The 12509-nt window shown below is 47.2% G+C and carries 11 protein-coding genes; 5 read left to right on the top strand and 6 right to left on the bottom strand.

Features of this window, described 5'->3' with window-relative positions; all coding sequences use genetic code 11:
- Window positions 1-79: 79 nt before the first annotated feature.
- The 4 genes from E5355_RS18165 to E5355_RS18150 all read left to right on the top strand — a co-directional run bounded on the left by E5355_RS18165 (window position 80) and on the right by E5355_RS18150 (window position 2649).
- Window positions 80-304: an NVEALA domain-containing protein gene (locus E5355_RS18165; protein WP_136011452.1), complete on the top strand. Its 225-nt coding sequence runs from the start codon at window positions 80-82 to the stop codon at window positions 302-304.
- Between the two features lie 120 nt (window positions 305-424).
- Window positions 425-1516 (top strand): 6-bladed beta-propeller, encoded by a 1092-nt coding sequence (locus tag E5355_RS18160; RefSeq protein ID WP_168354384.1) that lies wholly within the window; start codon window positions 425-427, stop codon window positions 1514-1516.
- Between the two features lie 11 nt (window positions 1517-1527).
- A complete protein-coding gene (locus E5355_RS18155; protein WP_136011450.1) occupies window positions 1528-2379 on the top strand; it encodes a DUF1573 domain-containing protein in 852 nt (283 codons plus the stop codon).
- Window positions 2380-2385: 6 nt separating this feature from the next.
- The gene (locus E5355_RS18150; RefSeq protein ID WP_136011449.1) at window positions 2386-2649 is read left to right on the top strand and encodes a hypothetical protein; all 264 of its coding nucleotides are present in this window, start codon (window positions 2386-2388) and stop codon (window positions 2647-2649) included.
- On the opposite strand, the gene E5355_RS18145 is transcribed toward E5355_RS18150, so the two are convergent.
- The 6 genes from E5355_RS18145 to E5355_RS18120 all read right to left on the bottom strand — a co-directional run bounded on the left by E5355_RS18145 (window position 2635) and on the right by E5355_RS18120 (window position 8235).
- On the bottom strand, window positions 2635-3810 hold the full coding sequence (locus E5355_RS18145; RefSeq protein WP_136011448.1) for a metallophosphoesterase: 1176 nt from the start codon (window positions 3808-3810) through the stop codon (window positions 2635-2637). The two genes, E5355_RS18150 and E5355_RS18145, sit on opposite strands and share 15 nt — an antisense overlap.
- Window positions 3798-4424 carry a hypothetical protein gene (locus tag E5355_RS18140; RefSeq protein ID WP_136011447.1) on the bottom strand — a complete coding sequence of 209 codons (627 nt, stop codon included), beginning with the start codon at window positions 4422-4424 and terminating at the stop codon, window positions 3798-3800. The genes E5355_RS18145 and E5355_RS18140 overlap by 13 nt, the downstream gene beginning before the upstream one ends.
- A gap of 4 nt (window positions 4425-4428) precedes the next feature.
- Window positions 4429-4914 (bottom strand): RNA polymerase sigma factor, encoded by a 486-nt coding sequence (locus E5355_RS18135; RefSeq protein WP_136011446.1) that lies wholly within the window; start codon window positions 4912-4914, stop codon window positions 4429-4431.
- A 213-nt stretch (window positions 4915-5127) separates the two neighbouring features.
- Window positions 5128-6054 (bottom strand): vitamin B12 dependent-methionine synthase activation domain-containing protein, encoded by a 927-nt coding sequence (locus E5355_RS18130; RefSeq protein WP_136011445.1) that lies wholly within the window; start codon window positions 6052-6054, stop codon window positions 5128-5130.
- 26 nt (window positions 6055-6080) lie between these two features.
- Complete coding sequence (locus E5355_RS18125; protein WP_136011444.1) at window positions 6081-7427, bottom strand: dihydroorotase; 1347 nt, start codon at window positions 7425-7427, stop codon at window positions 6081-6083.
- Window positions 7428-7491: 64 nt separating this feature from the next.
- A complete protein-coding gene (locus E5355_RS18120) occupies window positions 7492-8235 on the bottom strand; it encodes a polyprenol monophosphomannose synthase (protein ID WP_136011443.1) in 744 nt (247 codons plus the stop codon).
- 652 nt (window positions 8236-8887) lie between these two features.
- Here E5355_RS18120 and mfd point away from each other — a divergent pair.
- On the top strand, window positions 8888-12277 hold the full coding sequence (mfd, locus tag E5355_RS18115) for a transcription-repair coupling factor (protein ID WP_136011442.1): 3390 nt from the start codon (window positions 8888-8890) through the stop codon (window positions 12275-12277).
- Window positions 12278-12509: the final 232 nt, after the last annotated feature.

Below are 12509 nucleotides of genomic sequence, written 5' to 3'. Positions count from 1 at the left end.
GCAATGCGTTTGCTGTTCCGTTGAAAGGATAGATACGGGGTAAATATTGTTTTATAATTAATTTAAAAGAAAAGCTAAAATGAATAAGATTTTTAAAATAGCACTTGTTGCAGCAGTTGCTGCTGTTGCCGGTTATGGGGTTTATGCAAATCAGAAAACAGAAGGTGTGTCAGATTTGATGCAGGCTAATGTAGAAGCATTGGCTGGTTCTGAAGGAGCAGCACCATGTGGAGGACCTAAGTCAAACGGGGAATGTCAATCTACCAATACGGTTAATTGTAAAGATTTATCAGGCTGCCAATAGCCTGTTGGTATGAACTGTTTTCAATAAGGTTCTTGGTCGTTTAAGGCGAGGAATCTTATTGAAAATTTTATTCACTGTTATTTTGCGAGACAAGTTTATAATGCTTAATTTATGTATCGTATGAAATTGAAGTATGTTGTTTTTATATTAGTACTTTGGGCACTGGGTGCAGGGGGATGTGATAAAGAAAGAAAAAATCATTTATCTGTTCCAATGGAAGTGATAGATTTTACTACATTAGAAATGAGAGTTTTGTCGGAAATTTTAGATGAAAAAGAATCTGAATATGTCTTGTTGAAGAGTGGTAATGTGAAAGAACTATTAGGTAGAATAGACAAAATGAAAGTGGTAGATGATAAAATTTATATAGCAGATACCCGTATGCGTTCATTGGTAGTATATGATTGTATGGGGAATTATTTGGCACAAGTAGGTATACGTGGGCAGGGACCAAAAGAGTATGTCAATTTATCGGATTTTGATGTGGATGCTAATGGGAATGTATATGTGCTGGACGGACGATTAAATAAAATGCTGCAATATAATAATGATTATGAGTGTGTAGAAGAATGTATGTTACCGTTTGAAGCGGATATATTGGCAACTTTGGATAATGATTCATTGCTTTTAGGGCTTTCTTCGTGGAATCGAGGGGATGGAGCCGGGCATAAAATAGCATTGGTGGATAAGAAGGGAAAAATTGGTCAAACTTATTTGGATTATGATAGATTTGTTGATCCTGCTTACTGGATTTCTAATTATACGTTTGCAGATGCAGGTAGTCAGTTGGCTTATAATCAAACGATAGATAATAATATTTATATCTTATCTCGTAAGGGGGAACTGGAAAAAGTCTTTTTTATAGATTTTGGTAAGGATAATGTTCCTAATCAGGATAAAATTGATATAGAAACCAAGCTGAAAAATTATGATAATTATTGCTTGATACGTAAAATATTAGCTGTGACAGATAAGTACATCATTGGCTTTATATGGCAACATCGGCAAACGAAGCCTTTTGTGATAGACTATCGATTAAAAAAATGCTATATGGGTGAAGCAATCTCTGATATTGATAGGAGAGTGGGCTGTGGTTATTCAAATGGTACTATGATTTCATATATAGATTCAGAGAATGAAGAACTTCCTGATTCTGTTAATCAGTTTGTTAGGAATGATGGCTTTGTTTTGAAATTTAGTAAATTGAATTAAGTATTTGATAAATGAAATGTTTTTATTTTCTCTTTGTTCTTTTTGTCTTTTCTTCATGTCAGCATCAAAACGATAGGAAGATTTTAGAATTATTGAAAAAATGGGAAGGACGCGAAATCCTTTTTCCTGATTTGGATGTAATAGATTCTGTGGTAAAAGATGTCAATTGGGATTATAAGATTGTTACTTATATTGATTCTGCAGAGTGCTTTAGTTGTAAATTAAATCTGAGGGATTGGATGGGGATGAAGCAGCAAGTTGATTCCGTTGATAAGAAGGTTGCTTTTTTGTTTTTTTTGCAAACCCGAAGAACTGAGGACTTGGATTATAAAATGAAATGGGATGCTTTTAATTTACCAATTGTGTTTGATGTGCAAAATTTATTTTGCCAGTTAAATCATTTTCCTGAAGATGAAAAATTTAGGACTTTTTTGTTGGATAAAGATAATAAAGTGCTTGCTATCGGCAATCCCATCCACAACCCAAAAGTGAAAGAACTTTATCTGAAAATCATCCAAGGTGAAAAAATAGGAAGTATCAATGAAAGTAACGTGCTAAACACTATGGTCGACATAGATAAAACCGCTGCCTCATTGGGAGATTTCGCTTGGCAGGAAGAGCGAAAAGCAACTTTTACCTTGAAGAACATGGGTAATAAACCTCTGTTTATTTCGGATGTTACCTCCTCCTGCGGTTGCACTTCTGTAGATTACTCCAAAGAACCTGTCAACCCCAGTGAGAGCCTGCGTCTGCATGTCATCTACAAGGCTGACCATCCCGGACACTTCAGCAAGACGATAACCGTCTATTGTAATGCAGATGCTTCTCCGATACGGTTGAAAATAAGTGGTAATGCAAAATAGGAAGATATGTTGAGAGGAATATTATCGGCAGGCATTTGTCTGCTGTTTCTGCTGTCCGGCTGCACTTCGGATGAAGACCGACGCATAGAGGAAGTGCTGGACTTTGCGGGAGACAATAGTGGGGAACTGAAACAGGTGCTTTCCCACTATGAAAGGCAGGGAGGAGCAGGTCTTCTTGTGGGAGAATGGCATGCAGTGGTTTGTGGCACATCTGAGATGGTGAACGTGTGGGATGGAGGAACGGGGCCGGGTGAATTAATCTGGCATTGACACTAACGTCAGTACCGTGATTTCCGGCCATGCCCCGAACCGGAACGGCAGTCCTACATAGCCGATGCCAATATTTACGTACAAAGCCCTCTTGCCTTCGCAGTACATCCCTCTCCATTCCGGATAGATAAGTTCGGCAAGGGAGTGTCCGAACAAGATGCTTTGCATAGCATGGGTATGTCCTGCAAGCATCAGTGAAATGTCCGATTGGGGCAGTACCTCACGTCTCCAGTGCGTAGGGTTATGGCTGAGCAGTATTTGGAACATTCCCTCCGTGCCCTGCATGGCTTGTGGCAAGTTTGCAAATTGGGAGAAAGGAGGCTCACCGTCGTTTTCCACACCGATAAGGGCTATGCTGTCGCCTTTGTGATGAAGGATGTCGTGCTCATTGTTCAGCAGTTTCCATCCCATTGCTTGCTGCTGCCGGATTAAATAGTCCAGATTGGCAATTTCTGCTTTCCCACTTTGCCAGTGATAGTATGAACCATAGTCATGGTTGCCGAGGATGGAGTATACTCCGTCCGGTGCGTGCAGTTGGGAGAGTATTTCTTGGAAACCATCCAGTTCATGACTCTGCTGGTTCACGAGGTCACCGGTAAAGACAATCAAGTCCGGCTTCTGCCTGTTGACCAAATCGACCAGCTGTTTGATGGCTTCCGGATTGCCTTGCCAGCTGCCGATGTGTATGTCCGATAGCTGTACTATGCGGTAGCCGTCGAAACCTTTCGGAATATCGGCAGAACAGTATTCCACCTCTTTTATGTCAAAACGGGTTATGCCGGCAAAAGTCCCGTAAAGTATATTGAGGAAACTGATTATTGCCAGAACCGCTCCTATAGCAGTGAACGGACTGCGGGGACAACGGCGGATGATGAAGTGCGCCAGTACTCCCACCAGCGAGCAGAGCATGAATATGGTTTTGGGAAAAACAAACAACATGATGGTAATTGCCAGTCTGCCTATAGCTTGCGTATGGTTTGACATCGCGTTGTCGCCCGTAAGGAACATGAAGTAGACATAACCTGCCGCCAGCAATAAGGTGGGAAGCCAATAGAGGCCACGTAGAAAAGCCTTTCTGGTTTTTCTTATTACGTAAACCAGATAAATGTAGAGGTCGGGGATGAGAAGGAAAAGGATGAAAACAAGAGTTACTCGGTGCATATATCTTTCAATTCTTCAATGTTCTTTTTGATATGGTCCAGATGTTTGTAAATCACCCTTTTGTAGAGAATATAGATAATCAACGCATCAAATACTACAAAGAGGGTAATCAGCATGGCTTGCACACCGATGGACATCAGATGATATTCCATCGCCCAATAATTAAGGATGTTGAAAAGGACAATCCAAATGGAGACGACTATTATCTCATATTTGGTCCATTGGCGGAAAGTGGTCGTGCGGCGGCTGACTTCGGCAACACTCATTTCCTCAATATGTGTATTCTTGTTCCAACGGTATGTTTTCCAGTCCCACCACATGCCTACGAGAATGCTGATGGCAATGAACCCTAAAAAAGGAACAATCTTTGCTTGCAGTAGTTCGTTGAAACCGAAGGTGGGCAGTAGCAGCCATATAAGAAGAAGGGCAGCCAGACATATCGTGCCTACTCCTATAGAGAATCGTTGTATGGCTACGAGGCGTCGCAGACTTTTGTGGGTATTTGCCTTGTAGCCGGCAATCAGTTCCGTAATCTGCTTTTCATCAGCAATCGGTTCTTTCTGCAACTGTTCATTCAGTGCGTTCCATGATTTTTTCAGTTCATCCAGTTCCATATATTTATTCCTCCTTGTTCATTTTTTTCAGTTTATCCTTGATGCGGCTGAGCTTGGTGGCAACGTTAGTCAAGGTCAGCCCGGTGATTTCGGCAATCTCTTCGTAGCTTTTCTCTTCCAGATAGAGCAGGATGATGGACTTTTCCAATTGTCCCAGCCGGTTTATCATCCGGTAGAGTTGCCGTAGCATGGCTTGTGTCTCGTCGGTTTCTTCAGTCCGGTCGGTCTCTTGGGTGAGGGTAACGATTTCGGGGATGTTCTTTTCTTTTCGGATAAAACTGATGCACGTGTTCAGTGCGATACGGTATATCCATGTGGAAATCTTACATTCCCGCCGGAACTTGGGAAATGCTTTCCATAAGTTGAGTACCACTTCCTGATACAGGTCGTTGAGGGTAGCGTTGGGAGTGGTGTACAGATAGCACACTTTATATATCACGCGCTCATACTCCCGTATCACGGATACAAACTCTTGTTCTGCATTTTCCATCTTTTCGCTTCTTTCGAGTTGCTTTTGCACTGTTGGTCGCGGAAAAGGGCGATAAATCACAGTTCAAAAGGATTTTTTTCTTTGGCACACGGATGATACAGCCGAGACAGATGACTACAGGTGAGGAATTCATGAAGAACAGAATTATCAGTGAAGGTCTGTTTAATCTGTGTCATCTGTGTGCTCTTTTTCCAATGTACCGAATTGTCGGCATTATGATGCGCTTTCTATATTTCCTGCCAGGAATTTCCGCATATTCTCTATCGGCATTCCCCGGCGGCGGGCGTAGTCGTCCAGCTGGTCTTCTCCAATCTTGCCCACTGCAAAGTATCGGGATGCGGGATGTGCCAGCATCATGCCACAGACGGAGGAGTGAGGGTGCATGGCTCCGTTTTCCGTCAGTGTAATGCCGGTCTGTCCCATGTCAAGCAGGTCGTCCAGCAGGAAGTTGACGGACTGGTCGGGTAGGGAAGGGTAGCCCACGGCGGGGCGGATGCCTTGGTATTTCTCGACCAGCAGATCCGGAATGGACAAGGATTCGTCGGGGGCATACCCCCAAGCCTCCTTGCGGACATATTCGTGCATCTTTTCTGTGGCGGCTTCGGCAAGGCGGTCGTTCAGAGTCTGTACAAGGAGATGCTTGTAAGGGTCGCTCTTATAAGTCTCTTCGGCCTCTTCACTGATGGTGGAGGCGAAAAGTCCTACGATGTCGGGCGTGCCCAAAGAGAGGGGACGTACAAAATCACTCAAACAGAGAAAAGGACTGCCATCGGGTTGTGGTGCCTGCTGGCGGAGCAGAGGGAAAGTTCTTCCTTCTATCAATAAGTTGTCACCGTCTGCATTTGCCCGGCAAAGCCTGAAGATGCAACGGATGGAGATTGTTTCATCCAGTTGGTCGAGCATTCTGTTTGCCTCCTTGAAGAGCTGCATGGCTTCGGAAGCTTTGCTGCGTTCCTCCTCGGGAAAGGTCGTCAGCCAAAGTGCACGGCAGGAATCGCAGCCATGGATGTTGGCAATGGCTGCAAAGCGAGGCTGGAAGCCCCAGGCATGGAAGAAATAAATCCAGTTGATGTAAGGGGTTACTTCATGAATCCGATACGAAAGCAATTCATGCCCCGGTGCCAGTATTGTCCTTTTCATCCCATTTAATCCTTAATTCCTAGCCTTCACTCCCCAAATCTCAGTTCCTCGCCACGATAAGCGTCGTCCACCATGCCGTCACTATAAACGGGATGTCCGTTGGCAAAAGTCCTTTCCACTTTCCAGTTGAAGGTATGCCCTTCCAATGGACTCCAGCCGCATTTGCTCAAAACTTTGTCGGCTGTCACTTCCCACGGGGTATCGGGACGTACCAATACAAGGTCTGCCCGGTAGCCTTCGCGGATATAGCCGCGCTCGTTGATGCGGTAGATTTGTGCGGGAGCATGGCACATCTTTTCAACGATGGTCTCGAGTGTAAATACTCCCTCATCCACCAGTTGCAACATGCTGACGAGCGAAAACTGTATCATCGGCATGCCGGACATGGCCTTCGAGGCACCTCCTTCTTTTTCGGAGAGCAGATGGGGCGCATGGTCGGTGGCTATTACGTCTATCAGGCCGGAGTCGACGGCGGCACGCAGAGCATCGCGGTCGGCTTGCTTCTTAATGGCAGGATTGCACTTGATACGTGTACCCAACGTGCGATAATCACTGAGCGTGAAGAGGAGATGGGCGACGCATGCTTCGGCGGTGATATGCTTCTCGGAAAGTGAATAGTCGTTGAATAATTGCAGTTCCTTGGCTGTGGACACATGCAGAATATGCAACCGTGCACCGGCAATTCTTGCCAGCCGTACTGCCAGTTCAGAGGATGCATAGCATGCTGCCGAAGAGCGGATGTAGGGATGCTTGCCTATGGGAATATCATTCTCTCCGGCAAACATATCCTTATACTTGGTAAGATTGTTCTTGATGGTTTCCTGGTCTTCGCAGTGGGCGGCAATCAGCATGTCGGTACCGTTGAAGATGTTCAGCAGGCTGTTCATCTTGTCTACCAGCATGTTTCCGGTACTTGAACCCATAAATAGCTTGATGCCACAGACGCGGTGCTTGTCCAGCTTGCCAAACTCGCTGTAATTGTCGTTTGTTGCACCGAAGTAGCACGAATGGTTTACGATACACTTCTCGTTCAGCAGGTCAAATTTGGCGTTGAGGGCATCCAGCGTAGTGGTTGCCGGGGTGGTATTGGGCATATCCATGATGGAGGTCACACCTCCTGCGGCCGCCGCACGGCTTTCTGTGAGGATGTCCGCCTTGTGGGTCAGTCCAGGGTCGCGAAAATGTACATGGTCGTCGATAATACCCGGCAGCAAATAGCATCCGGTGGCATCTATGGTTTCGTCACAAGGTGCGGAGAGGGGCTTCCGGTTGGTCAGCACCTCCGCAATGCGCCCGTCTTCTATCACTACGGAACCTTTCGCGGATTGTCCTTCGTTGACAATCGTTGCGTTATGTATCAATGTTCTTTTCATACCTTATTATAGTCAAAGCTTGTCACCTCTTCATTTTATCATTCTATACTATCGCTTCATCGCCTTATCGTACAGTAGGATATTTATGAAACCAACTGTTCCATTTCAGCCGAATCACTCCGAATACAGCCTCACCAAAGATACTGCTGTTCATTTTGGAGGTGCCCAGTTCGCGATTGATGAAGATGACGGGTACTTCCTTTACCTTGAAGCCGCATTTGTAGGCGGTGAATTTCATTTCTATCTGGAAGGCATATCCTTTGAAGCGGATACCGTCCAGATTGATAGTGTCCAATACTTGGCGGCGGTAACATACAAATCCGGCTGTAGTGTCATGGATGGGCAGCCCGGTGATGAAGCGTACATATTTGGAGGCAAAATAAGACATCAGTACACGTCCCATGGGCCAGTTCACTACGTTCACACCACTCACATAACGTGAACCGATAGCTACATCGGCACCCTCTTCGGAGCAGGCCCGGTAGAGGCGAGGCAGGTCTTGGGGATTGTGGCTGAAATCGGCATCCATTTCGAAGATATACTCATAGTCTTGTTGCAATGCCCACTTGAAGCCGGCTATATAGGCTGTTCCCAATCCCAGCTTTCCTTTGCGCTCCACCATGAAGAGGCGTCCGGCGAACTCTTGCTGTAAGGTTCTGACGATGTCTGCCGTTCCGTCGGGCGAACCGTCTTCAATGACAAGGATGTGAAAGCCATGTTCCAGAGCAAAAACGGCACGGATGATATTCTCTATATTCTCCCGTTCATTGTAGGTGGGGATGATGACAATGCTGTCTGATGTTTGCATACTTATTGGTAATGGGGGTTATAATTGGGAACAAATGTAATACATTTCTTTTTTATCTGGCAGCATTTTCACACAAATCTTGATTTTGCAAAGTTCTGGCGTCACGACTCTTTCATTAGTGTAGCTCCTTCTGGCTCCTGACTATGAGGGATGCAGGTTGAATGAAAGAACCGTATGCCTGACTTTGAACTTTAGTCTCAATCTTCAGTCATTCCCGTCTCAATCATTAACAAAATACATCCAAACTATTTGCGAAAAACTTCCGAAGTATAAAGGGGAAAGTTGGCAGATATAGGCGTAAAGAGAGTTCCCCGGTTTTGGTCTGTCTATCCCAAGCCTTGGGATAGACAGACCAAACCTTGGGATACATGTTCGCAGGCTGGGGATAAACTTTGTGTAACATAACTCCTGAATAAGGATTGTGAAGGCTATGTTATTCATAATTGGAGGGAAAGAAGTTTCACCGCTTCTCTCTGATAAAAAGGACGATACAGGAAAAGGTGAAGGATGTGCAGGCTGAAAGCGGAAAGATTATTTCGGAGAACATGGTTGCCGACTGGCCAAAGCTAAAGATTATTTGTGTATTTTTGCACCGGATTTATTTCGGTAGGGTACCTCGTAAGGGACAATACCGGGGAAAAAGCGCAAAGCAATGAATATAACCGAACTGCAACAATCTTATGCCTCCCATCCCAATGTAGAGGGGGTGTGCAGGCTTCTGAAAGATAACTCTGTCCGTCATCTGTATTGCGGAGGTTTATGTGCCTCTGCCGCTTCTTTGTTTTCGTCTGTGTTGGTTCAGCGGGCTACCTGTCCGCTCGTTTTCATTCTGGGCGATGTGGAGGAAGCCGGTTATTTCTATCATGATTTGACGCAGGTATTGGGGACGGAGCAGGTGTCGTTTTTTCCTTCCTCGTTCCGTCGTGCCATCAAGTACGGGCAGAAGGATGCGGCAAACGAAATACTCCGCACAGAAGTGCTGAGCCGCCTGCAAAAAGGAGAAGAAGGGCTTTGCGTGGTGACCTATCCGGATGCGCTCGCCGAAAAAGTGGTATCTCGTAAGGAGTTGGGAGATAATACACTGAAATTGCATGCAGGCGAAAGAGTGGACATGAATTTCGTGACGGACGTATTGCGCAGCTACGGTTTCGAGTATGTGGATTACGTTTACGAGCCGGGGCAGTATGCCGTTCGTGGCAGTATTATCGACGTCTTTTCCTTCTCTTCCGAATATCCCTTCCGTATAGACTTCTTCGGCGATGAGGTGGAAAGCGTCCGAACTTTTGAGGTGGAGACACAGCTTTCGAAGGAGAAAAAAGAAAGCATCGTGATAGTTCCCGACTTGAGCCATAGCCTGGAAAAAGGGGGAAGCGGCGGCATGGTGTCGTTCCTCGATTTCCTTCCGTCGGACAGCGTGCTGGCCATGCGCGATTTCCTTTGGTTGCGCGAACGCATCCAGACCGTGCACGACGAATCGCTCACCCCACAGGCCATCGCCGCCCGTGAGTCGGAGGAAAATGGAGCCATCATGCTGGAAGGCAAGCTGATTGATGGTGGCGAGTTCACCCTGCGCGCCCTCGATTTCCGCCGGATGGAGTTCGGCAACAAGCCCACCGGAACACCGGATGCTACCGTCTCATTCCATACTACGGCACAGCCCATCTTCCATAAAAACTTCGACATGGTGGCAGAGAGTTTCCGAGAATACCTCTCCCGCCGGTACACCATCTACATATGCAGTGACAGCTTGAAACAGACCGACCGTATCCGCGCCATCTTTGAAGACCGTGGAGACAACATATCTTTTACTGCCGTAGAACGGACATTGCACGAAGGGTTTGCCGACGACACTTTGCGTATTTGTGCCTTTACCGACCATCAGCTGTTCGACCGTTTTCACAAGTACAACTTGAAGAGTGACAAGGCACGCAGCGGCAAGGTGGCTTTGAGTTTGAAAGAGTTGAATCAGTTTACTCCCGGCGACTATGTGGTGCATACCGACCACGGTGTGGGGCGTTTTGCCGGACTGGTGCGTATTCCTAACGGCGACTCTACGCAGGAGGTGATGAAGATTGTCTATCAGAATGAAGATGTGGTGTTTGTCTCCATCCACTCTCTGCACAAGGTTTCCAAGTACAAGGGGAAGGAGGGTGAATCCCCCCGCCTCAACAAGCTCGGCACCGGAGCCTGGGAGAAACTGAAAGACCGCACCAAGACGAAGATAAAGGATATTGCCCGCGACTTGATAAAGCTTTACTCTCAACGTCGCGAGGAAAAAGGTTTCCAATACAGTCCCGACAGTTTCCTGCAACGGGAATTGGAAGCCTCTTTCATCTACGAAGATACCCCCGATCAAAGCAAGGCTACTTCCGACGTGAAGGCTGACATGGAGAGTGCCCGCCCGATGGACCGTCTGGTGTGTGGTGACGTGGGTTTCGGCAAGACCGAGGTAGCCGTGCGTGCCGCATTCAAGGCAGTGGCGGACAATAAGCAGGTGGCTGTGCTCGTGCCCACCACTGTGCTTGCCTACCAGCATTTCCAGACCTTCAAGGAACGTTTGAAAGGCTTGCCCTGCCGGGTGGATTATCTGAGCCGTGCCCGTACCTCCGCTCAGGCAAAGGCTGCCATCAAGGGCCTTGCCGAGGGAGAAGTGAATATCCTTATCGGCACGCACCGCATTTTGGGCAAGGACGTCAGATTCAAAGACCTCGGCCTGCTCATCATCGACGAAGAGCAGAAGTTCGGCGTGTCTGTCAAGGAGAAACTCCGTCAGCTCAAAGTGAATGTCGATACTCTGACGATGACCGCTACACCCATTCCCCGCACTTTGCAGTTCTCGCTGATGGGTGCCCGCGACCTCAGTGTCATCCAGACTCCGCCCCCCAACCGCTATCCCGTGCAGACCGAAGTGCATACCTTCAACGAGGAAGTTATTGTTGATGCCGTCAACTTCGAGATGAGTCGTAACGGCCAAGTCTTCTTCGTGAACAACCGCATTTCCAACCTCGTCGAACTGAAAGCCTTGATAGAGCGCCACATTCCCGACTGCCGCGTTTGCATCGGCCATGGGCAGATGGAACCGGCCGAGCTGGAGAAGATAATCTTTGATTTCGTCAATTACGACTACGATGTGCTGCTTGCCACCACTATCATCGAGAGCGGCATCGACATACCCAATGCCAATACCATCATCATCAATCAGGCGCAGAACTTCGGCCTTAGTGACCTGCACCAGATGCGCGGACGTGTGGGGCGCAGCAACAAGAAAGCTTTCTGCTACTTGCTGGCACCGCCATTGTCTTCCCTTACTCCCGAAGCAAAACGGCGCCTGCAAGCCATCGAGAACTTCTCCGACCTGGGCAGTGGCATCCACATTGCCATGCAAGATCTTGACATCCGCGGTGCGGGAAATATGCTTGGTGCCGAGCAGAGCGGCTTCATTGCCGACTTGGGCTATGAAACCTATCAGAAGATTCTCTCCGAAGCCGTACGCGAACTGAAGACCGATGAATTTGCCGACCTTTATGCCGACGAACTGAAAGCGGACGGAGGCGTCATCAATGGAGAACAGTTTGTTGATGAATGCCAAGTGGAAAGTGACCTTGAACTTTTGTTGCCTGCCGACTATGTGACCGGCAGCAGCGAACGCATGCTGCTCTATCGCGAGTTGGACGGATTGACGCTCGATAAGGATGTGGATGCTTTCCGTTCCCGTCTCGAAGACCGCTTCGGCCCGATTCCTCCTGAAACAGAAGAATTGCTGCGCATCGTTCCCTTGCGCCGTCTGGCTGCCCGCCTCGGCGTGGAGAAAGTCTTTTTGAAAGGTGGGCGCATGTCTTTGTTCTTTGTGTCCAATCCGGACAGCCTGTACTATCAGAGCCAGGCTTTCGGTAAGGTCATTGCCTACATGATGAAGTGCACCAAGCGTTGTGACCTGCGCGAACAGAACAACAAACGGAGTATGCTGGTGAAGGATGTCAGGACGGTGGAAGAAGCAGTCTGTGTGTTGCAGGAGGTAGTGGCAATGCAGGTGGAGGGGTGAACGGGTACCGGAAAGAAAGACTACCAGGCTGTCTGGTAGATGTGGTTCGCTTCCATAAAAATATGAATGATTTTCTCAGACGACAGATAGAAAAAGATGGAATCCTTATCTCCCTATAAAAGAGAAGTAGCTTTGGGTATTCTGAAGCAGATAGAGCAGGCGATTATACGTTGCGTCGTATGCTGATGCCCTGGTCATCTTTTGTAAAAGCCGTCGTTCCGCCCAGCGTACA

Source organism: Bacteroides muris (ex Afrizal et al. 2022) (assembly GCF_004793475.1).
In the GTDB taxonomy this organism is placed as follows: domain Bacteria; phylum Bacteroidota; class Bacteroidia; order Bacteroidales; family Bacteroidaceae; genus Bacteroides; species Bacteroides muris.
Note: the sequence above shows the minus strand (reverse complement) of the source record. Positions and strands in the feature narration are given on the sequence as shown.

Coding starts and splice junctions, on each gene's coding strand:
- E5355_RS18165 (WP_136011452.1), top strand. CDS start 80: ATGAATAAGATTTTTAAAATAGCACTTGTTGCAGCAGTTGCTGCTGTT.
- E5355_RS18160 (WP_168354384.1), top strand. CDS start 425: ATGAAATTGAAGTATGTTGTTTTTATATTAGTACTTTGGGCACTGGGT.
- E5355_RS18155 (WP_136011450.1), top strand. CDS start 1,528: ATGAAATGTTTTTATTTTCTCTTTGTTCTTTTTGTCTTTTCTTCATGT.
- E5355_RS18150 (WP_136011449.1), top strand. CDS start 2,386: ATGTTGAGAGGAATATTATCGGCAGGCATTTGTCTGCTGTTTCTGCTG.
- E5355_RS18145 (WP_136011448.1), bottom strand. CDS start 3,810: ATGCACCGAGTAACTCTTGTTTTCATCCTTTTCCTTCTCATCCCCGAC.
- E5355_RS18140 (WP_136011447.1), bottom strand. CDS start 4,424: ATGGAACTGGATGAACTGAAAAAATCATGGAACGCACTGAATGAACAG.
- E5355_RS18135 (WP_136011446.1), bottom strand. CDS start 4,914: ATGGAAAATGCAGAACAAGAGTTTGTATCCGTGATACGGGAGTATGAG.
- E5355_RS18130 (WP_136011445.1), bottom strand. CDS start 6,054: ATGAAAAGGACAATACTGGCACCGGGGCATGAATTGCTTTCGTATCGG.
- E5355_RS18125 (WP_136011444.1), bottom strand. CDS start 7,427: ATGAAAAGAACATTGATACATAACGCAACGATTGTCAACGAAGGACAA.
- E5355_RS18120 (WP_136011443.1), bottom strand. CDS start 8,235: ATGCAAACATCAGACAGCATTGTCATCATCCCCACCTACAATGAACGG.
- mfd (WP_136011442.1), top strand. CDS start 8,888: ATGAATATAACCGAACTGCAACAATCTTATGCCTCCCATCCCAATGTA.